Below are 19,783 nucleotides of genomic sequence, written 5' to 3'. Positions count from 1 at the left end.
AAACCTGCGCCCACCCGCCCCGACGCCGCGCAGGAGCGCGGACTCACAGAACTCCCGACCACGTCAGCGGCATCACATGCACCACAGCCGTCACGTTCTTCTGGAACGATTGAGCCAGACCGCATTCCGGTTTCTCGCAATGTTGCAGAACTGTTGGCACTCGGAGAGAAAACTGTTAGCTTCTGGCAATGCCGCTTCCACGCCGGAACGGCGAAAGACAACGAAGCGAGGACGACCCACTCGGCCGCGAGCCCACTGCGTGTACCCACCTGGTGCCGAGCTCCGACCCACGGCGTCCCCGCCGGTAGACAACCTAACGACGACGAACTTTCACTTTCCACAACCTGTGGATAACTTTGTGGACAGTTCGTCACCGTTTTTTGGCCGTCCGTGCGCCGGCTGGTAGGGGGTGCTAGTCCTTGACAGCTGACCCCGACCCACCCTTCGTCTCCATCTGGAACAACGTGGTCACCGAACTCAACGGTGACGGCAGCACAGCCAACGGTTCCCTCACTCCGCAGCAGCGCGCATGGCTGAAGATGGTGCAGCCGCTCGTCATCACCGAGGGGTTCGCGCTGCTGTCGGTACCGACCCCGTTCGTGCAGAACGAGATCGAACGCCATCTGCGTGAGCCGATCGTCGCCGCCCTCAGCCGTCAACTCGGGCAGCGCGTCGAGTTGGGCGTGCGGATCGCCGACCCCGAACCGGCCGGCGGCACCGACGCGCACAACGGATTCACCCCGGCGCCCGCCCCACACGCCGCCGATGACGACGACGACCCCAACGACCTGGTCGACGACGACCTCGCCGCCCGGGCGAGCGCCGAAGAGAACTGGCCGAGGTACTTCGCCAACCGCGCGCAGAACACCACCAGCGACGATCCCACCGCGATCAACCTCAACCGGCGCTACACCTTCGACACGTTCGTGATCGGCGCATCCAACCGGTTCGCCCACGCCGCGTCGCTGGCCATCGCCGAAGCGCCGGCGCGCGCCTACAACCCGCTGTTCATCTGGGGCGAGTCCGGTCTGGGCAAGACCCATCTGCTGCATGCGGCCGGCAACTACGCCCAGCGGCTCTTTCCCGGGATGCGCGTCAAGTACGTCTCCACCGAGGAATTCACCAACGACTTCATCAACTCGTTGCGCGATGACCGACGGGCGTCGTTCAAACGCACCTACCGCGACATCGACGTGCTGCTCGTCGATGACATCCAGTTCATCGAGGGCAAAGACGGCATCCAGGAAGAGTTCTTCCACACGTTCAACACGCTGCACAACGCGAACAAGCAGATCGTCATCTCCTCGGACCGCCCGCCCAAACAGCTGGCCACGCTGGAGGACAGGCTCCGGACCCGCTTCGAGTGGGGCCTGATCACCGACGTCCAACCGCCCGAGTTGGAGACGCGCATCGCGATCCTGCGTAAGAAGGCGCAGATGGATCGCCTCGATGTGCCCGACGACGTGCTCGAGTTGATCGCCAGCCGCATCGAGCGCAACATCCGCGAACTCGAAGGCGCGTTGATCCGGGTGACCGCGTTCGCCTCGCTGAACAAGACCTCGATCGACAAGTCGCTGGCCGAGATCGTGCTGCGCGACCTGATCTCCGATTCGTCGACGATGCAGATCAGCACCGCGGCGATCATGGCGGCCACCGCGGAGTACTTCGAGACCAGCGTCGACGAGTTGCGGGGGCCCGGTAAGACCCGGGCACTGGCCCAGTCCCGGCAGATCGCGATGTATCTGTGCCGCGAGCTGACCGACCTGTCGCTGCCCAAGATCGGCCAGGCGTTCGGCCGCGACCACACCACGGTCATGTACGCGGAGAAGAAGATTCGCGGTGAGATGGCCGAGCGGCGTGAGGTGTTCGATCACGTCAAGGAACTCACCACCCGGATCCGGCAGCGCGCCAAGCGCTGACCGCGTCGCCCGACCTCACCCTTCACCGCACGGCGGTGGAGGGTGTTTTTCTCTCTCCGATGTGCCCGGCGGCCGAAAAACTTTGATCCCGTTGGTCTCACCCGTCACAGTGCTGCGCTGTGGACGATTTGTGGACAAGCTGCGGTCAACTCCCCATCGCTGCGGACAGTTCGTCCACAATTCGTGGTTCATCCCCAACGTCTCACCGACCCGCCCGGCGCGATACACAGCGTGTCCACACCTGCCCACGCGCGCTGGCCTGCGGGGACGCCGGGCTGTCCCCAGAATGCACAGCACCTAGTACTACTGCTCATTTCTCTCTAGAAATTTCTTCTCGAAGAAGCCTGCTGGGGAAAGCGGAACCTCACGGCCCCGATGGGGCCGCTCGCCGCCCACATGTCGGCGCGATCGTTTAGCTTTCAAGTTGGGGCCGAAAGCTCTACGGTGGTTCATCGACAGCCCTTCCGGTCGTCGCAGCGTGTCACAGCGGCGCGGTGTGTCAGTCCAGGAAACCGCTGCTCAAAGCTTCATCGGGGTGCACATCGAAGGGACGCTATGAACGTGGCGACGACAACGGCAGGTCTCACGGACTTGAAGTTCCGGTTGAGCCGCGAGGAGTTCGCCGACGCGGTGGCCTGGGTCGCGCGTAATCTCCCGTCGAGGCCGACGGTGCCCGTGCTCGCCGGTGTGCTGCTGACCGGCTCCGATGAGGGGCTCACCATCTCCGGCTTCGACTACGAAGTCTCGGCCGAGGTGCAGATCGCCGCCGAAATCGCTTCTCCGGGAAGCGTTTTGGTGTCCGGTCGGCTGCTGTCCGACATCGTGCGCGCGCTCCCGGCCAAGCCGGTCGACGTCAGCGTCGAAGGCACTCGCGTCGCCCTGACCTGCGGCAGCGCCCGCTTCTCGCTGCCGACCATGGCCGTCGAGGACTACCCGACGCTGCCCACCCTGCCCGACGAGACCGGCGTGATCTCGGCCGACCTGTTCGCCGAGGCCATCGGCCAGGTCGCGGTCGCCGCCGGCCGGGACGACACCCTGCCGATGCTGACCGGCGTCCGCGTCGAGATCTCCGGCGAGAAAGTGGTTTTGGCCGCCACCGACCGGTTCCGCCTGGCCGTGCGCGAACTGACGTGGTCGACGTCCACCCCCGGTGTCGAGGCCGCGGTTCTGGTGCCGGCCAAGACGTTGGCCGAGGCCGCCAAGGCCGGGACCGACGGCAACGAGGTGCATCTGTCACTCGGATCCGGTCCGACAGTCGGCAAAGAGGGGCTGCTGGGCATCCGCAGCAAGGGCAAGCGCAGCACCACACGGCTGCTGGACGCAGAGTTTCCGAAGTTCCGCCAGCTGCTGCCCACCGAGCACACTGCGGTGGCGACCATCGGTGTCGCCGAACTGACCGAGGCGATCAAACGCGTGGCACTGGTCGCCGACCGTGGAGCGCAGGTGCGGATGGAGTTCGCCGACGACGTGCTGCGGTTGTCGGCCGGCGCCGACGACGTGGGCCGGGCCGAGGAGGACCTGCCGGTCGAGTTCTCCGGCGATCCGCTGACCATCGCGTTCAACCCCACCTACCTCACCGACGGTCTGGGCTCGCTTCGTACCGAGCGCGTGACGTTCGGCTTCACCACACCCAGCCGGCCCGCGGTGCTGCGTCCGGCCGGTCAAGACGAGGCCGGTGCCGGCGGGTCCGGACCGTTCCCGGCCGCGCAGACCGATTACGTCTATCTGCTGATGCCGGTGCGCCTTCCCGGCTGACCGGCAGCATCGATTACAGGAGGGGCGCTGACATGCAGCTGGGTCTGATCGGCCTGGGCAAAATGGGGTTCAACATGCGGGCCCGTCTCCGCGAGGGTGGCCACGACGTCGTGGGTTACGACCCGCGACCCGAGGTCTCCGATGTCGCCTCGCTCGCCGACCTGGCTGCAGCGCTGCCCGCACCGCGGGTGGTGTGGGTGATGGTCCCGTCCGGAACGATCACCGATCAGACCATCACCGAGCTGGCCCAGGTGCTCGGTGACGGCGATCTGGTGATCGACGGCGGCAACTCCCGCTACACCGAGGACGCACCGCACGCGAAGTTGTTGGCGGAGAAGGGAATTGCGTTCATCGATGCCGGCGTGTCAGGCGGGATCTGGGGCCTGAACGAAGGGTATGGGCTGATGGTCGGCGGCGACGACGCCGACGTCGCGCGCGCCATGCCGATCTTCGATGCGCTGCGGCCGCCGGGTCCGGTCGAAGACGGATTCGTCCACGTCGGCCCGGTCGGTGCGGGGCATTTCGCCAAGATGGTGCACAACGGCGTGGAATACGCGTTGATGACGGCCTACGCCGAAGGCTACGAGATGCTGGCGGCCGAAGATCTGGTGCGCGATCCGCAGGCCGTGTACCAGGCGTGGTCCAACGGGACCGTGGTGCGGTCCTGGCTGCAGCAATTGCTGGCCAAGGCACTCAAGGAAGACCCGGGCCTCAACGACATCAGCGGCTACACCGAGGATTCCGGCGAAGGGCGATGGACCGTCGAAGAGGCGATCCGGCTGCGGGTGCCGGTGCCGAGCATCGCGGCGGCGTTGTTCGCGCGGTTCCTGTCGCGCCAGGAGGACTCCCCCACCATGAAGGCGGTGGCCGCCCTGCGCAACCAGTTCGGTGGCCATGCCGTCAAACGAGTGAGCGAATCCGGGTGACCGGGGCGGACCCGTGCACGTACGTCGCCTGGCGCTGACAGACTTCCGGTCCTGGCCTCGGGCGGAACTCGACCTCGAGCCCGGCCGTACCGTCTTCGTCGGACCGAACGGTTACGGCAAGACGAATCTCATCGAGGCACTGTGGTATTCGTCGACGCTCGGGTCGCACCGGGTGGCCACCGACGCGCCCCTGATCCGCGCCGGTGCCGACCGTGCGGTGATCTCGACGATCGTCGTGAGCGAGGGACGCGAGCTCGCCGTCGATCTCGACATCACGTCGGGCCGTGCGAACAAGGCCCGGCTGAACCGCTCCCCCGTCCGGTCGGCCCGCGAGATCCTCGGCGTCCTGCGCGCGGTGCTCTTCGCTCCGGAGGACCTCGCGCTGGTCCGCGGTGATCCGGGTGACCGCAGGCGCTATCTCGACGAGCTGGCGACCACGCGGCGGCCCCGGATCGCCGGTGTGCGAGCCGATTACGACAAGGTCGTGCGCCAGCGGACCGCGCTGCTCAAGACCGCCTCCGGGGCCCGCTTCCGCGGTGACCGGAGCGCGCTCGACACCCTCGACGTCTGGGACGGTCACCTGGCTTCCCATGGTGCACAACTGATTTCGGCGCGTGTCGAGCTGGTCCACGAGCTCGCTCCCGAAGTGGAGAAGGCTTACCAGTTGCTGGCACCATCGTCGAGGCCCGCATCGATCAGGTATCGCAGCGGCGTCGAGGTTGTCGAGGCCGAGGCGGCCGCCGGCAACGCCGACGCCGAGGTGTTCGAGGCCGCGCTGCTGGATGCGCTGAGCCGTCGCCGCGACGCCGAACTCGAGCGCGGCGTGTGCCTTGTCGGACCCCACCGGGATGATCTGGACCTGAGGCTGGGTGACCAACCGACCAAAGGCTTTGCCAGTCACGGCGAATCGTGGTCGATGGCACTGGCGTTGCGGCTGGCCGCCTATGAACTGTTGCGCACGGAAGGGAGCGATCCGGTGCTGCTGCTCGACGACGTGTTCGCCGAACTCGACACCGCGCGCCGCGAAGCGCTCGCCCAGGTGGCCGCGACGGCCGAACAGGTGCTGGTGACCGCGGCCGTGCACGACGACATCCCGGCGGACTGGGATGCGCGCCGTGTCGAGATCACGATGCGCGACGACGACGCCGGCCGGATCTCCGAGGTGGTGCGATGACCGACGGCGACGAACCGGTGGAGCCCCCGGCGCATCTCGCCCATCTCAAGGGGATGGATCTGGTGCGCCGCGCCCTGGAGGAAGCCCGGGGAGCGGCCCGCGAGCAGGGTAAGAACGTTGGCCGCGGCCGGACGTCGCCGGCACCGCGGCGCACGGGCGGGGCCGCAAGCAGGCGCCGGTGGTCCGGGCCGGGACCCGACAGCAGGGATCCCCAACCGTTCGGGGCGGCCAGTAGTGAGGTCGCGCGCAGCCGGGGATGGTCCGGCCGGGTCGCCGAAGGTGCTGTGTTCGGGCGCTGGCGGGAGGTCGTAGGTGATCAGATCGCCGACCACGCCGCTCCGGCCTCACTCAACGAAGGTGTGCTCACGGTGTCGGCGGAGTCGACGGCGTGGGCGACCCAGCTGCGCATGGTGCAGGCCCAGCTGCTGGCCAAGATCGCCGCGGCGGTCGGCGACGGTGTCGTGACCTCGGTGAAGATCGTCGGGCCCGTCGGGCCGTCCTGGCGCAAGGGCCCCTACCGGGTGCCGGGACGTGGCCCCCGCGACACCTATGGATGAGCCGTAGCGCTGTTGTCTGAGAGCCGCCAGAACGCGATCGCCGACTTTCCGAAGCGTCAAGACCTATCTTCTGCCGGAAAAATCGGCGCACGGCGCGATTAGGTATCTCAAAACGCGGTTCCTGAATCGGTCCTGACGGCAAGTTTCGGTAGACTGTGACGGTGATCCGCGAGGGGGTCGTCGGATCCCCCGTGCAGGCCTTCGCCTGCCCAAGACCCAAGGAGACGCGTCCAACGTGGCTGCCCAGAAGAAGAATGGTCCGACCGAGTACGGCGCCGACTCGATCAAGGTCCTCGAAGGTCTGGAAGCGGTCCGCAAACGTCCGGGCATGTACATCGGGTCGACCGGCGAGCGCGGCCTGCACCACCTGATCTGGGAGGTCGTGGACAACGCCGTCGACGAGGCGATGGCCGGCTTCGCCACCAAGGTCGACGTGCGGATCCTCGAAGACGGCGGAGTCCAGGTCACCGACGACGGCCGTGGCATCCCCGTCGCGATGCACTCCACCGGAATCCCCACCATCGACGTCGTGATGACCGTGCTGCACGCCGGCGGCAAGTTCGAGGAGGGTGCCTACCAGGTGTCCGGCGGTCTGCACGGCGTCGGCGTGTCCGTGGTGAACGCGTTGTCCACGCGGCTCGAGGCCGATATCCGCAAGGACGGCCACGAGTGGTTCCAGACCTACGACCGCTCGGTGCCGGGAACGCTGCGGCAGGGCGAGAAGACCAACACGACCGGCAGCACCATCCGGTTCTGGGCCGACCCGGACATCTTCGAGACCACGAACTACGACTTCGAGACGATCGCCCGTCGACTGCAGGAGATGGCCTTCCTGAACAAGGGGCTGACCATCGAGCTCACTGACGAGCGGGTGGCTCCTGAAGAGGTGGTCGACGACGTCGTCAGCGACCACGCCGAGGCCCCCAAGTCCGCCGAGGAGAAGGCGGCCGAACAGTCGGCCCCGCAGAAGGTCAAGCACCGGGTGTTCCACTACCCCGGGGGGCTGGTCGATTTCGTCAAGCACATCAACCGCACCAAGACCGCGATCCAGCCAAGCGTCATCGACTTCGACGGCAAGGGCCCCGGTCACGAGGTCGAGATCGCGATGCAGTGGAACGCCGGCTACTCGGAGTCGGTGCACACGTTCGCGAACACGATCAACACCCACGAGGGCGGCACCCACGAAGAGGGTTTCCGGGCCGCGCTCACGTCGGTGGTCAACAAGTACGCCAAGGACAAGAAGCTGCTCAAGGAGAAGGATCCGAACCTCACCGGTGACGACATCCGCGAGGGCCTGGCCGCGGTCATCTCGGTGAAGGTGTCCCAGCCGCAGTTCGAGGGTCAGACCAAGACCAAGCTGGGCAACACCGAGGTCAAGTCCTTCGTCCAGAAGATCTGCAACGAGCAGCTCACCCACTGGTTCGAGGCCAATCCGGCCGAGGCGAAAACCGTTGTCAACAAGGCGGTTTCGTCGGCGCAGGCCCGCATGGCGGCGCGTAAGGCGCGTGAGCTGGTGCGCCGCAAGAGTGCCACCGACATCGGCGGACTGCCCGGCAAGCTGGCCGACTGCCGCTCGACCGATCCGAGCAAGTCCGAACTGTATGTGGTGGAGGGCGACTCGGCCGGTGGTTCGGCCAAGAGCGGCCGGGACTCGATGTTCCAGGCGATCCTGCCGCTGCGCGGCAAGATCATCAACGTCGAGAAGGCCCGCATCGACCGCGTGCTGAAGAACACCGAAGTCCAGGCGATCATCACCGCTCTGGGCACCGGTATCCACGACGAGTTCGACATCGCCAAGCTGCGCTACCACAAGATCGTGCTGATGGCCGACGCCGACGTGGACGGCCAGCACATCTCGACGCTGCTGCTGACCCTGCTGTTCCGGTTCATGAAACCGCTTGTGGAGAATGGCCATATCTTCCTGGCGCAGCCTCCGCTGTACAAGCTGAAGTGGCAACGCAGCGAGCCGGAGTTCGCATACTCCGATCGCGAGCGCGACGGCCTGCTCGAGGCCGGGCGCGCGGCCGGCAAGCGGATCAACGTCGAAGACGGCATCCAGCGCTACAAGGGTCTGGGCGAGATGGATGCCAAGGAACTGTGGGAGACCACGATGGATCCGTCGGTGCGGGTGCTGCGTCAGGTGACGCTCGACGACGCCGCCGCGGCCGACGAACTGTTCTCGATCCTGATGGGTGAAGACGTCGAAGCACGACGCAGCTTCATCACCCGCAACGCCAAAGACGTTCGCTTCCTTGACGTTTAAGAACTCTTGACCAGGCATAGGAAACTTCATGACTGATACCACGCTGCCACCGGGCGACGAAGCCGGCGACCGCATCGAGCCGGTCGACATCCAGCAGGAGATGCAGCGCAGCTACATCGACTACGCCATGAGCGTGATCGTGGGCCGCGCGCTGCCCGAGGTGCGGGACGGGCTCAAGCCGGTGCACCGTCGGGTGCTCTACGCGATGTTCGACTCCGGCTTCCGGCCCGATCGGGGACACGCGAAGTCGGCCCGCTCGGTCGCCGAGACGATGGGTAACTATCACCCCCACGGTGATTCGTCGATCTACGACACCCTGGTCCGGATGGCGCAGCCGTGGTCGCTGCGCTACCCGCTGGTCGACGGTCAGGGCAATTTCGGCTCCCCTGGTAACGACCCGCCGGCCGCCATGAGGTACTGCGTCACCGGTGATGCCCAGGTTCGCGTTCCCTTCGGGCAGACCGTGCGAATCGGTGACGTGGTCCCTGGCGCACGGCCGAATTCGGACAACGCCATCGAGCTCAAAGTTCTGGATCGGCACGGGAACCCCGTGCTTGCTGACAAGCTTTTCCACTCGGGCGAGCACCAGACCTTCACCGTGAGAACTGCAGAAGGGTACGAGGTCACGGGCACGGCCAACCACCCGCTTCTGTGCCTCGTCGACGTCGGTGGAGTGCCCACTTTGTTGTGGAAGCTGATCGAGGAGATCAGACCCGATGACATCGCGGTGATGCACGCCGAAAGTACGCTTTCTGATCGAAATCTCTCGAATTCCGTCATAAACCGTGCACTCGCGCGCCTTTTCGAACGACACGGCGAGGATCCGGACGCGCAGGCCATTGCTGCCGACCTCACTGACGGGCGCTTCTACTACGCGCGAGTGGTATCGGTGACTGATGCCGGATGGCAGCCCGTGTACAGCCTGCGGGTCGATACCGACGACCACTCCTTCATCACCAATGGCTTCGTCAGCCACAACACCGAGGCACGGCTCACTCCGCTGGCGATGGAGATGCTGCGTGAAATCGACGAGGAGACAGTCGATTTCATTCCGAACTACGACGGACGAGTGCAGGAGCCGACGGTCCTGCCCAGCCGGTTCCCGAACCTGCTGGCCAACGGCTCAGGCGGCATCGCGGTCGGCATGGCCACCAACATGCCCCCGCACAACCTGCGCGAGCTCGCCGAAGCGGTGTACTGGTGCCTCGACAACCACGAGGCCGACGAGGAAGCCACGCTGGCCGCGGTGTGCGAACGGGTCAAGGGGCCCGACTTCCCGACCCACGGATTGATCGTCGGCTCCCAGGGGATCATCGACACCTACAACACCGGCCGCGGATCCATCCGGATGCGCGGTGTCGTGGAGATCGAAGAGGACTCCCGCGGGCGCACCTCGCTGGTGATCACCGAGCTGCCGTATCAGGTCAACCACGACAACTTCATCACCTCGATCGCCGAACAGGTCCGCGACGGCAAGCTCAGCGGAATCTCGAACATCGAAGACCAGTCCAGCGACCGGGTCGGTCTGCGCATCGTCGTCGAGATCAAGCGCGACGCCGTCGCGAAGGTGGTGCTGAACAACCTCTACAAGCACACCCAGCTGCAGACCAGCTTCGGTGCCAACATGCTGGCGATCGTCGACGGCGTGCCGCGCACGCTGCGTCTTGACCAGCTGATCCGCCACTACGTCAACCACCAGCTCGAAGTCATCGTGCGGCGCACCACGTACCGGTTGCGCAAGGCCAACGAGCGGGCCCACATCCTGCGCGGTCTGGTCAAGGCGCTCGACGCGCTCGACGAGGTCATCGCGCTGATCCGCGCGTCGGCAACCGTGGAGGTCGCCCGCACCGGCCTGATCGAGCTGCTCGACATCGACGAGATCCAGGCGCAGGCGATCCTGGACATGCAGCTGCGCCGGTTGGCCGCGCTGGAGCGTCAGCGCATCGTCGACGACCTGGCCAAGATCGAGGCCGAGATCGCCGATCTCGAGGACATCCTGGCCAAGCCGGAACGGCAGCGGGCCATCGTGCGCGACGAACTCAAGGAGATCGTCGACAAATACGGCGACGACCGTCGCACCCGCATCATTCCCGCCGACGGCGACGTCGCCGACGAGGATCTCATCGCCCGCGAGGACGTCGTCGTGACGATCACCGAGACGGGTTACGCCAAGCGCACCAAGACGGACCTGTACCGCAGCCAGAAGCGCGGCGGCAAGGGCGTGCAGGGCGCCGGGCTCAAGCAGGACGACATCGTCAACCACTTCTTCGTCTGCTCCACCCACGACTGGATCCTGTTCTTCACCACGCAGGGCCGGGTGTACCGGGCGAAGGCCTACGAGCTGCCCGAGGCGTCGCGCACGGCGCGCGGTCAGCACGTCGCGAACCTTCTGGCGTTCCAACCCAACGAGCGCATCGCCCAGGTCATTCAGATCAAGGGCTACGAGGACGCGCCGTACCTCGTGCTCGCCACCCGCAACGGTCTGGTGAAGAAGTCGCGGCTGGTCGACTTCGACTCCAACCGGTCGGGCGGCATCGTCGCGGTGAACCTGCGCGACGGTGACGAGCTCGTCGGCGCGGTGCTGTGCTCCAGCGACGACGACCTGCTGCTGGTATCGGCCAACGGTCAGTCGATCCGGTTCTCGGCCACCGATGAGGCGCTGCGCCCGATAGGTCGCGCCACGTCGGGCGTGCAGGGCATGCGGTTCAACGGCGACGACGCGCTGCTGTCGCTGAACGTGGTCCGGCCCGACACGTATCTGCTGGTCGCGACGTCGGGCGGCTACGCCAAGCGCACCGGCATCGACGAGTACCCGGTGCAGGGCCGCGGCGGCAAGGGGGTGCTGACCATCATGTTCGACAAGCGTCGTGGCACTCTTGTCGGTGCGTTGATCGTCGACGACGAGACCGAGTTGTACGCCATCACCTCAGGTGGGGGCGTCATCCGGACCGCCGCGCGACAGGTTCGCAAGGCCGGCCGCCAGACCAAGGGTGTCCGCTTGATGAACCTCGGTGAGGGCGACACCCTGATCGCCATCGCACGCAACGCCGAAGAGGGCGACGGTACCGACGAGGTCGACACCGACATCGGTGAAGAACCGACGACGGAGCAGTGAGGAGCGGTCTGTGAGCTCACCGAACGAGCCGGGACACCCGCGCGCGGGTGAGGCATCCGGTGGCACCGGCAACGGGTCACAGGGCGCCCCGGCGCCGGCGCCCACCGGGGCACCGCCCCACGGACCCGCTCACGGCGCCGAGCACGGCGACGTGCCGCCGTGGCAGCGCGGGCCCGCGGCCAGGGCCCGTCAGCAGCAGGCACCGGACGCGCCGGGTGGTCTCGACGCCCGGCTGAACCGCTTCATCGGCGGCCAGGACACGGAGTCGACCCCGCGTGGTGACCGCACGGAGGTGATCCGTCCGGAGGGGAACCGTCCCGAGGCCAACCGTCCCGAGGCCAACCGTCCCGACGGAAGCCGGCCGGAGCCCCCGACGCGTACCGAGGCGCACCGTCCCGAGCCGCCCACCCGCACGGAACAGACGGGTGGCGCGGCGTACGCCAGTGAGCTGCCCGACCTGTCGGGTCCGCCCCGTCCGGCGCAGCAGCGCAAGCCGGCGGAACGTCCCGCGTCCGAGCCGGCCGCCCGCCCGGCGCAGAAGGCGTCGGCGGGCCGTGCCGTCCAGGTCGGTGCGCGCCAGCACTCCGGGCCGGTACGCGCCAGCATGCAGATCCGCAGGGTGGACCCGTGGAGTGCGCTGAAGGTGTCGCTGGTGCTGTCGGTGGCGCTGTTCTTCGTGTGGATGATCGCGGTGGCGTTCCTGTACCTCGTCCTCGGCGGGATGGGTGTGTGGAGCAAGCTGAACAGCAACGTCGGTGACCTGCTGACCAGTGCCAGCGGCAGTTCCGGTGGCGAGCTGGTGTCCAGTGGCACGATCTTCGGCGGCGCCGCCCTGATCGGGCTGGTCAACATCGTTCTGCTGACCGCCGGGGCGACGATCGGGGCGTTCATCTACAACCTCACCACCGACCTCGTGGGCGGTGTCGAGGTCACTCTGGCCGACCGCGACTGAGCTGGTTTGGGAGACGGGTTGTCCGTGCGGTAATCTCGCTGCTCGGCCATGCGGTTGCACGGGGCTATAGCTCAGGCGGTTAGAGCGCTTCGCTGATAACGAAGAGGTCGGAGGTTCGAGTCCTCCTAGCCCCACGGAAAGGTACACATCGATGAAGGTGGTGCTGCTGCTCGCGGCGGGCATCGCCGCGGTCGCCGGGTTCGCGGTCTGGCGGACCCAGCACAGCCCCGAGGTGTGGCACACACTCGCCGATGCGCCTTCCTGACGAGGGGCCTTAGCTCAGTTGGTAGAGCGCTGCCTTTGCAAGGCAGATGTCAGGAGTTCGAATCTCCTAGGCTCCACAATCAGACCAGCAATCTGCGATTGCTGGTCTGGCGCCTCCTCCCCATCCCGGCTCGTAGTCGTCGTTCCGCATCGACACCTCATTGTTGCTCGCGAACTGCCCACGCCGCACGCCCACACGGCGGAGAATGAAGTCCACCATTGCGTGGCGTGCGTGTGAATTGTGACGAGGGTGGGATGTCGGTGGAGATGTCGACGAAACACCGAGGCGGAGTCACCCTTGCCGCCCTTCGTCGCGCTACCGCCGCCGACCACGCATCGGTCGACGCTCTGATCGACCTCCCCCGCCTGGTCGAAAGCGGGTACTACGCAGCCGTCCTCGGCGGGCTGATCGAGGCTGCCGAGACCGTCGAAGTGACGTTGCCTCGAATCTCGCGCGCTCTGTGGCGCGAAGGACTGTCTCCATCCGACGTTTCCAAGCGGAGAGCGATCGATGCCGAGTCGTCGTTCCTGGACGATCTGGGCGGCGCCCGTCCTGACTGTCGGCATGCGTGCGGCGCGGAGGTAGAGCCGCTCATGGCAGATTCGCCCGCACGCGCAACGATGCTGGGACTTCTCTACGTCTACGTCGGTTCTGCACTGGGCGGACTGCACATGCTGCGGATTGCCCGAACCGCGCCGTGGTGGCGGGGTGACCGCCAGCAGCTGCTGCTCCGACCGTACGGTGACCATCTCAAAGATCGTTGGCGGACGGTGCTCGACGTCCTGGAGCGTTCGAATCCGGATGAGACGGGCGCGGCAGTCGAGGCCGCGCGCGCCGGCTTCGACGTACACCGCCGGGCTCTCGTGGAGCATCTCTCGGCCGGAGGACATCGATGACGAGCGAGACCTCCGAGGCGATGTGGAAGGTGGTCGGCCACGAAGGTTGCGAGACGGAACCGATCGACAAGCCCGACGCCATCCAGGCGCACGGATGGCTCCTGGCGGTCGACGTTGCGCGGCGGCGCATCTCCCATGTGTCGTCGAACCTCCAGGCGCCGCTTGCCGGAATCCTGCGCACGTCGGCCGTGCTCGGTTCGAGCGTCGAGGACATCGGGAGTGCACTCGAACTACCCGATGACGCAACGCGATTCGCCGATATCGATGGCTGGCGATGCCAGATGCCCTGGTTGACAACAGATCCCGTGGTGATTACCGCGCACACGACGTCTGGCCACTACATCCTCGAAATCGAGCGTGACATCGCGTCGGTTGCGAGGGATCCGACCTCGATGATCGCTTGGCTCCTGCAGGCCCAAAGCTGGCAGGCGTTCTCCGAGCAGACGGTGAAGGCCCTCGGCGAGATGTTCGGCTATGCGCGCACCATGGCCTACACGTTTCATCCCGACTACCACGGCGAGGTGACCGCCGAATACCTCAACCAGCCCGACCTGGAGCCGTTCCTCGGGCTGCACTATCCCGCGTCGGACATCCCACCTCAAGCCCGTCGTCTGTACGTCCTGCAACTGGTGCGGGTCATCGAGGACGTCGACGGACCGACGGTCCATCTCCTCGGTTCGGCTCCGGATGGCGGGCCCGCGCAGCCGCTCGATCTGACCTTCGCTCACCGGCGCGCCGTCTCGCCGGTGCACCTGGAGTACATGCGCAACATGGGGGTGGCCGCTACCGCCACGGTCTCGGTAGTTCAACGGGGGCGACTGACGGGAATGTTCGTCATGCACCACACCGAGCCGCGAGCACTGAGCCTGGGTGATCGTCTGGCGTTGGCCACCTTCAGTCGCATCGCTTCATTCGTCGCGGCGACGATGGACGAGAAGTCCTTCGGGACCCGGCGTGCTCAGGTGGCGGCGCTCGCCGAAGAACTCCGACGAAACCTCACGGCGGGCGACGATGCCATCCAGTGCATCCAGGTGGCCGGCGACGACATGATGTGGGCGGTGGAAGCGGACGGTTTCGCGGCCCGCGTGGGTCGGGAGGTGTTCCGCCTCGGCGATGTGCCGCTGCAGGACGCGATCGACGAACGGGTTCGCGAGTCCGGCTCGGCCGGGGCCGACCTCGTGCAGGCGACGGACTGCCTGGCCGTCGATATGCCGGAGCTCGCCCGATCCGACGCGTGTGCGGGCGCGATCGTGTCCCGGCTGCCGGGCACACCCGAGGGGTACCTGGCCTGGTTCCGTCGACCATTCCTCGACACCGTCCGCTGGGGCGGGGAGGTGACCGCGCCGGTCCGCAAGGACGAGTTCGGGCGGCTGCATCCGCGCGGCTCGTTCAACGAATTCGTCGAGAACGTCACTGACCGCAGCCGCATGTGGTCCGAGCACGATCGGATTGCAGCAGACACGCTGTATCAGGCCGTGCATTCCGGTCTGAACGAATGGGCCTATCGGCAGCTCGCGATCCAAGCGACCATCGATCCGCTGACGGGCCTGGGCAACCGCCGCGCACTCTCTCTGGCGGTCGACAGCGAGATCCGATCGCAGTCGGCATCGCGCCGCTTCGCGCTGCTGTTCCTCGACCTGGATCGCTTCAAGCAGATCAACGACGTGTACGGGCACCAGAAGGGAGACCTGGTGCTGCGGGCCACCGCCGATCGGCTGGAGCGAGTGACGTTCTACCTGGTCGCACGGTTCGGCAGCGTGTTCCGTCTCGGGGGTGACGAATTCGTCGTGCTGCTCCTCGATGCCACGCCTGATCTGGTTTCGCGTCTCGCCGAGGGCATCCTCGCGGCGTTCCGGGATCCGTTGGTCGTGGACGGGGTCACCAACGTCGTGAACGTCAGTATCGGAGCCGTCACCGATGGTGATGCCGACGGCGTCGCCGACGCCGCCGAACTACTACGGCGCGGAGACCTGGCGATGTACTCGGCCAAACGTGCCGGGGGATCTCGCATCGCGTTCTATCAGGACGACTTCTCCTACCGAGCGGTGCGTCGGTCGATGCTCGAACAGCAGCTCTATCAGGCGCTCGAGAGCGATGAGCTGATTCCGGCGTTTCAACCCATCGTGTCGCTGCGAACCGGCCTGATCGTCGGTGCGGAGGCGCTGGCTCGCTGGCGCCAACCGGCCGGCGAAGTCGCGCCTGCCGAATTCATCCCGCTCGCCGAGGAGACGGGTCAGATCCGCCAGGTGGATCGGCGGATCACCGAGCGTGCCGTGGTGGAGTGCCTCGAGCTGTTGCGCGACCGCGCCCGGGATTTCCACCTGGACATCAACGCCAGCGCGATGACGGTGGACGCGGAGTACGTCGCCTTCCTCGCTGACCTGATCGACCACTACGACGTCCCGCCCGAGCGATTGACCATCGAGCTGACGGAGTCGGCGATGGTGCATGAAGCGGGCCGTCTCCAGCAGGTGCTCAGTGGCATTCGGTCGCTCGGTGTGAAGGTCGCCATCGACGACTTCGGGACCGGCTATTCGTCGCTCGCCCATCTGCAGAACTTGCCGGTCGACATGGTCAAATTGGATCGCACGTTCGTCCAGCGGACGCGGGTCGGCGGTGACGCCGACGTCGTCGCCCGCTGGGCGATCCGGCTGGTATCGGATCTCGGATTGCGAATGATCGCCGAAGGCGTCGAGACTCGGGAGCAGGAAGAGACGTTGCTGTCACTGGGATACGACTGGGTGCAGGGCGACCGGTACGGTGCGCCGCAGCCGGGTCCCCCGCCGAGCGGCCCCTCCAGCGCGGTGGGATCCGGGCCGTCGGGCTAGAGGATCCGCAGCGGCTGCGTCCGCTTCCTGACCTCCGTGATCAGCACTCGACGACGTTGAGGGCCAGTCCCCCGCGTGAGGTCTCCTTGTACTTGTCGGCCATGTCGGCCCCGGTGTCGCGCATCGTCTTGATCGCGGTGTCCAGGCTGACGTGGTGTGTGCCGTCGCCGAACAACGCCATCCGCGCGGCGGTGATCGCCTTGACCGAGGCGACCGCGTTGCGCTCGATGCAGGGAATCTGCACCAGTCCCCCGACCGGGTCGCACGTCAGCCCCAGGTTGTGTTCGATGCCGATCTCGGCGGCGTTCTCCACCTGCGCCGGCGACCCGCCCTGCACCGCGGCCAGCCCGGCCGCGGCCATCGAGCAGGCCGACCCGACCTCACCCTGGCAGCCGACCTCGGCGCCCGAGATCGACGCGTTCGCCTTGAACAACTGCCCGATCGCCGCTGCGGTCAGCAGGAACTCGATGACGCCGTCGTCGTCGGCGTTCGGGACGAACCGCCAGTAGTAGTGCAGCACCGCCGGGATGATGCCGGCCGCGCCGTTGGTCGGTGCGGTCACCACCCGTCCCCCGGCGGCGTTCTCCTCGTTGACCGCCAGCGCGTACACCGTCACCCAGTCCATCGCGAACAGCGGATCGGTCGGGTCGGCCTCCAGCGCCGTGGCCAGCGCCGCGGCCCGCCTGCGCACGTGCAGGGCGCCGGGCAGTGTGCCCTCGGCGGCCAGCCCTCGCTCCACGCATTCGCGCATGGCCGCCCAGATCTGCAGCAGCCCCTCCCGCAGCCGGGGTCCGTTGCCGAGCGCCTCCTCGTTGGCGACCACGAGATCGGCGATCCGGCAATGGTTTTCCTCGGCCAGCGCGACGAGCTCGGTTGCGGTGCGGAACGGGAACGGCACGGCGACGTCGTCGCCGGGCGCTGTCGCCGCCTCGCCCTCGTCCACGACGAAACCTCCGCCAACCGAGTAGTACACGTGCCGGTCCACCTCGGTGCCGTCGGCGCGTACCGCGCTGAACACCATGCCGTTGCTGTGAAAAGCCATGGCCTGCAACATCATCACGATGTCGAACTCGACCGGCCGCTGCCCCGCCAACCGCAGCCGACCCTCCCGCTCGATTTCGGCGATCCGCTCCCGACCCGCGGCGGGGTCGACCGATTCCGGCTGTGCCCCTTCGAGTCCGAGCATCACGGCGCCCGGGGTGCCGTGTCCGGCACCCGTCGCGCCGAGTGAACCGAAGAGTTCGACGCGTATCCGGGCGACCTCGTCGAGTGAGCCGCGCAGCCGTTCGGCGAAGCGGTGCGCCGCGCGCATGGGCCCCACGGTGTGCGAACTCGACGGCCCGATACCGATCGAGAACAGGTCGAACACCGACACAGCCATGACTAAAACGTAGCTGTGCAGGGACGTCCACGCCATCCTGCCTTGGTTTAGAGGACCAAGGACTCCTGTCCGGCGAAATCTTTGCTGCCTACTGTGACCCTAACGAGAAGCAGGGTCGTCGAAGCAGGTGGGAGGTCGGCGGTGGTCTTATCCGAAACGGACCTCAAGCCGTTGCGTTCGCTGGGCGGCTTCTACGCCATGGCTCTGGACACGCTCGTCGCGATGTTCAAGCCGCCGTTCGCCTACCGCGAATTCGTTCTGCAGACATGGTTCGTCGCGAGAGTGGCTGTCGTCCCGACTCTGTTCATGGCGATCCCGTTCACCGTCCTCGTCGTCTTCACCCTCAATGTGCTGCTGACCGAGTTCGGCGCCACCGACTTCTCCGGGACCGGCGCGGCCGGCGCTGCGGTCACGGAGATCGGGCCGATCGTCACCGTCCTCGTCGTCGCCGGCACGGGAGCCACCGCGATGTGCGCCGATCTCGGTGCCCGGACCATCCGTGAAGAGCTCGATGCGCTCCGCGTCATGGGGGTCGACCCCGTACACCGCCTAGTGGTGCCCCGAGTACTGGCGGCCACCCTGGTCGCCGTGTCGCTGGTGGCGCTGGTAACCTTCGTCGGCCTGATCGGCTCCTTCGGCTTCGCCGTGTTCGTCCAGCACGTCACCCCGGGCGCCTTCGTGGCCGGCCTCACCTTGTTCACCGGACTGCCCGAGATCCTCTTGGGTCTGGTCAAGGGCGCCCTCTTCGGAACGGCGGCTGCCCTCATCGCCTGCTACAAGGGCATGTCGGTGCGCAGAGGCCCGCAAGGTGTCGGCAACGCCGTCAATGAAACCGTCGTGTATGCGTTCATCGCATTGTTCGTTATCAACATCATCGCGACCGCCGTCTACTACGCGAGCGTGAAATGACGTTGCTGGCAAATCATCCCGGCCTTTCGAATGCGACGCACGGCCTGGTTCGTGGTTGGAATCGCGTCGGAACCCAGATCGCGTTCAATGCCAGGTCCGTGCGCGAGATCGGGACGGCACTGGTGCACTACCGTACCGAGATTCTCCGGCTGATCGCCCAGATGAGCCTCGGTACCGGCGCATTAGCGCTCATCGGTGGCACCGTGGTCGTCGTCGGATTCCTGACTCTCGCGACAGGCGCCGTCATCGCCGTGCAGGGGTACAACGAACTGGCCGGCATCGGGGTGGAGGCGATGACGGGCTTCATCTCCGCGTACGTCAACGTGCGGATCATCTCCCCGGCCGTCGCCGGAATCGGGTTGGCGGCCACCATCGGTGCGGGTGCCACCGCACAACTCGGCGCGATGCGCATCGCCGACGAGATCGACGCACTCGAGGTCATGGCGGTGCGCTCGGTCGCATACCTGGTGTCCACCCGCGTGGTCGCCGGAGTGGTCGTGGTGATCCCGCTGTACTGCGTCGCGATGGTGTGCGCCTTCCTGGCCGCCCGGATCGGCACCACCGGGTTCTACGGCCAGTCCACCGGTATCTACGACCACTACTTCAACACGTTCCTCAACTCGACCGACCTGCTCTGGTCGTTCTTCACCGTGGTGTTGATGGGCATCGCGGTCATGTTGGTGCACACCTACTACGGCTACACCGCCTCAGGTGGACCTGCCGGAGTCGGTGAGGCGGTCGGCCGGTCGGTGCGGACATCTCTGATCGTGTTGACCCTCCTGCTGCTGGCGGTCGCCATGTCCATCTACGGCCAATTCGGCAACTTCCACCTCTCGGGTTAGC

Annotated in this window: 13 protein-coding genes and 2 tRNA genes; 14 read left to right on the top strand and 1 reads right to left on the bottom strand. The window is 66.5% G+C overall.

Going from position 1 to position 19,783, the window contains the following annotated elements; all coding sequences use genetic code 11:
- Positions 1-419: 419 nt before the first annotated feature.
- The 12 genes from dnaA (at position 420) to G6N45_RS04190 (ending at position 16,650) form a co-directional block, all read left to right on the top strand.
- Positions 420-1,919 (top strand): chromosomal replication initiator protein DnaA, encoded by a 1,500-nt coding sequence (gene dnaA, locus G6N45_RS04245; RefSeq protein WP_163720549.1) that lies wholly within the window; start codon positions 420-422, stop codon positions 1,917-1,919.
- Positions 1,920-2,480: 561 nt separating this feature from the next.
- Positions 2,481-3,674 (top strand): DNA polymerase III subunit beta, encoded by a 1,194-nt coding sequence (gene dnaN, locus G6N45_RS04240; RefSeq protein WP_179965269.1) that lies wholly within the window; start codon positions 2,481-2,483, stop codon positions 3,672-3,674.
- A gap of 32 nt (positions 3,675-3,706) precedes the next feature.
- Entirely contained in the window at positions 3,707-4,600 is an 894-nt protein-coding gene (gene gnd, locus G6N45_RS04235) for a phosphogluconate dehydrogenase (NAD(+)-dependent, decarboxylating) (protein ID WP_163720547.1), read from the top strand.
- 13 nt (positions 4,601-4,613) lie between these two features.
- Positions 4,614-5,774: a DNA replication/repair protein RecF gene (gene recF, locus G6N45_RS04230; RefSeq protein WP_163720546.1), complete on the top strand. Its 1,161-nt coding sequence runs from the start codon at positions 4,614-4,616 to the stop codon at positions 5,772-5,774.
- Positions 5,771-6,331 (top strand): DUF721 family protein, encoded by a 561-nt coding sequence (locus G6N45_RS04225; RefSeq protein ID WP_163720545.1) that lies wholly within the window; start codon positions 5,771-5,773, stop codon positions 6,329-6,331. Before recF ends, G6N45_RS04225 begins: the two co-directional genes overlap by 4 nt.
- Positions 6,332-6,566: 235 nt before the next feature.
- The gene (gene gyrB, locus G6N45_RS04220) at positions 6,567-8,594 is read left to right on the top strand and encodes a DNA topoisomerase (ATP-hydrolyzing) subunit B (RefSeq protein WP_163720544.1); all 2,028 of its coding nucleotides are present in this window, start codon (positions 6,567-6,569) and stop codon (positions 8,592-8,594) included.
- Between the two features lie 28 nt (positions 8,595-8,622).
- Positions 8,623-11,709 carry an intein-containing DNA gyrase subunit A gene (gene gyrA / locus G6N45_RS04215; RefSeq protein WP_163720543.1) on the top strand — a complete coding sequence of 1,029 codons (3,087 nt, stop codon included), beginning with the start codon at positions 8,623-8,625 and terminating at the stop codon, positions 11,707-11,709.
- 10 nt (positions 11,710-11,719) lie between these two features.
- Complete coding sequence (locus tag G6N45_RS04210; RefSeq protein WP_163720542.1) at positions 11,720-12,661, top strand: DUF3566 domain-containing protein; 942 nt, start codon at positions 11,720-11,722, stop codon at positions 12,659-12,661.
- A 60-nt stretch (positions 12,662-12,721) separates the two neighbouring features.
- Positions 12,722-12,795 (top strand) — tRNA-Ile (locus G6N45_RS04205).
- 134 nt (positions 12,796-12,929) lie between these two features.
- Positions 12,930-13,002 (top strand) — tRNA-Ala (locus G6N45_RS04200).
- A gap of 178 nt (positions 13,003-13,180) precedes the next feature.
- Positions 13,181-13,822 carry a heme oxygenase-like domain-containing protein gene (locus G6N45_RS04195; RefSeq protein ID WP_163720541.1) on the top strand — a complete coding sequence of 214 codons (642 nt, stop codon included), beginning with the start codon at positions 13,181-13,183 and terminating at the stop codon, positions 13,820-13,822.
- Positions 13,819-16,650: a bifunctional diguanylate cyclase/phosphodiesterase gene (locus G6N45_RS04190; RefSeq protein ID WP_163720540.1), complete on the top strand. Its 2,832-nt coding sequence runs from the start codon at positions 13,819-13,821 to the stop codon at positions 16,648-16,650. Before G6N45_RS04195 ends, G6N45_RS04190 begins: the two co-directional genes overlap by 4 nt.
- 40 nt (positions 16,651-16,690) lie before the next feature.
- Here the strand turns inward: G6N45_RS04190 and G6N45_RS04185 are convergent, their stop codons facing one another.
- The gene (locus G6N45_RS04185; protein WP_163720539.1) at positions 16,691-18,031 is read right to left on the bottom strand and encodes an L-serine ammonia-lyase; all 1,341 of its coding nucleotides are present in this window, start codon (positions 18,029-18,031) and stop codon (positions 16,691-16,693) included.
- 141 nt (positions 18,032-18,172) lie between these two features.
- On the opposite strand from G6N45_RS04185, the gene G6N45_RS04180 reads away from it, so the two are divergent.
- Both G6N45_RS04180 and G6N45_RS04175 read left to right on the top strand, forming a co-directional pair.
- Complete coding sequence (locus G6N45_RS04180; RefSeq protein ID WP_407664278.1) at positions 18,173-18,940, top strand: MlaE family ABC transporter permease; 768 nt, start codon at positions 18,173-18,175, stop codon at positions 18,938-18,940.
- Positions 18,937-19,782, top strand: coding sequence for an ABC transporter permease (locus G6N45_RS04175; protein ID WP_163720538.1), 846 nt, complete (start codon positions 18,937-18,939; stop codon positions 19,780-19,782). The genes G6N45_RS04180 and G6N45_RS04175 overlap by 4 nt, the downstream gene beginning before the upstream one ends.
- Position 19,783 lies beyond the last annotated feature (1 nt).

The organism is Mycolicibacterium psychrotolerans (assembly GCF_010729305.1).
GTDB classification, from domain to species: domain Bacteria; phylum Actinomycetota; class Actinomycetes; order Mycobacteriales; family Mycobacteriaceae; genus Mycobacterium; species Mycobacterium psychrotolerans.
This window is presented reverse-complemented; position numbering and strand designations above follow the sequence as displayed.

Bases quoted from the DNA above. Each gene is read 5' to 3' on its own strand.
- G6N45_RS04225 (WP_163720545.1), top strand. From the start codon at position 5,771: ATGACCGACGGCGACGAACCGGTGGAGCCCCCGGCGCATCTCGCCCAT.
- G6N45_RS04190 (WP_163720540.1), top strand. From the start codon at position 13,819: ATGACGAGCGAGACCTCCGAGGCGATGTGGAAGGTGGTCGGCCACGAA.
- G6N45_RS04195 (WP_163720541.1), top strand. From the start codon at position 13,181: ATGTCGGTGGAGATGTCGACGAAACACCGAGGCGGAGTCACCCTTGCC.
- G6N45_RS04175 (WP_163720538.1), top strand. From the start codon at position 18,937: ATGACGTTGCTGGCAAATCATCCCGGCCTTTCGAATGCGACGCACGGC.
- gnd (WP_163720547.1), top strand. From the start codon at position 3,707: ATGCAGCTGGGTCTGATCGGCCTGGGCAAAATGGGGTTCAACATGCGG.
- gyrA (WP_163720543.1), top strand. From the start codon at position 8,623: ATGACTGATACCACGCTGCCACCGGGCGACGAAGCCGGCGACCGCATC.
- G6N45_RS04185 (WP_163720539.1), bottom strand. From the start codon at position 18,031: ATGGCTGTGTCGGTGTTCGACCTGTTCTCGATCGGTATCGGGCCGTCG.